1 protein-coding gene and 1 pseudogene are annotated in these 672 nt (G+C 60.0%); both read right to left on the bottom strand.

Annotation, left to right across the window (positions count from 1 at the left end):
• Nucleotides 1-52: 52 nt before the first annotated feature.
• On the bottom strand, nucleotides 53-355 hold the full coding sequence (locus HAP95_RS17555; protein WP_215891819.1) for an ISAs1 family transposase: 303 nt from the start codon (nucleotides 353-355) through the stop codon (nucleotides 53-55).
• 91 nt (nucleotides 356-446) lie between these two features.
• Nucleotides 447-566 (bottom strand): annotated as a pseudogene (locus HAP95_RS17550) (hypothetical protein); the annotation flags it as partial.
• Nucleotides 567-672 lie beyond the last annotated feature (106 nt).

Genomic DNA, 672 nt, shown 5'->3' with positions numbered 1-672 from the left:
GGCGACGATGATTTTGCGATGTTCAAAGCGGCCATGTCCGACCTCTGTGGTTTCAGCGCTGAGGGGAAAAATCGCCCCAAGGGAGGCACGTCAGACGGTCGCGGAGTTTGCGTTGATTGCCTTTGACGGCGGTAAAGAGATAATCGGCTTTTTTGTCTTCGACGAGGAAGCGGGCGGTCTCCCGCTGGGTTTGCAGGGCATCGGCAGTGACGACCTTGCCCGTGATGTCGACATCCGAGAGCAGGTTGCGCAGTTCTGGAATTTCGTTGGTTTTCCGGGCGATTTCCTTTTGCGCGATGGTGGCCCCCTGTCCATGCAGGAACGCGCTGAGCAGGTGCACCTGAGCGCGGCACATAACGCTGAGTCCGGGGATTGAAGCGGGCGCGGATGCGCTTCAGTTGGGCCTGGGTCAAGCGACTGGCCCACTCGGCGATGGCGGCATAACTTTCGGCCTGCGTCAGAACGGCGGCCACGGCCACTGTCAGAATGGCCGGGAGGGGATGCTGCTTGCCCAGTTTGCTGCGAGTATCGGGAAGGTGGAAAAAGATTTGTCGCAAGCCTTCCATTTGCGCGTCGCTCAACGTCACCGTTTGCATAGGAGTATGGGTCCATTCGAGTTGGGGCTGCGGCTGGGCCAGCCAGAGACGCGCCTGTGGGTGGAGAGGAAAGAGC

The sequence above is a fragment of the Acidithiobacillus sulfurivorans genome, assembly GCF_018853815.1.
GTDB classification, from domain to species: domain Bacteria; phylum Pseudomonadota; class Gammaproteobacteria; order Acidithiobacillales; family Acidithiobacillaceae; genus Acidithiobacillus; species Acidithiobacillus sulfurivorans.
This window is presented reverse-complemented; position numbering and strand designations above follow the sequence as displayed.

What these genes read in the sequence shown, in the direction of transcription:
- HAP95_RS17555 (WP_215891819.1), bottom strand. Translation starts at nt 355, where the DNA reads ATGTGCCGCGCTCAGGTGCACCTGCTCAGCGCGTTCCTGCATGGACAG.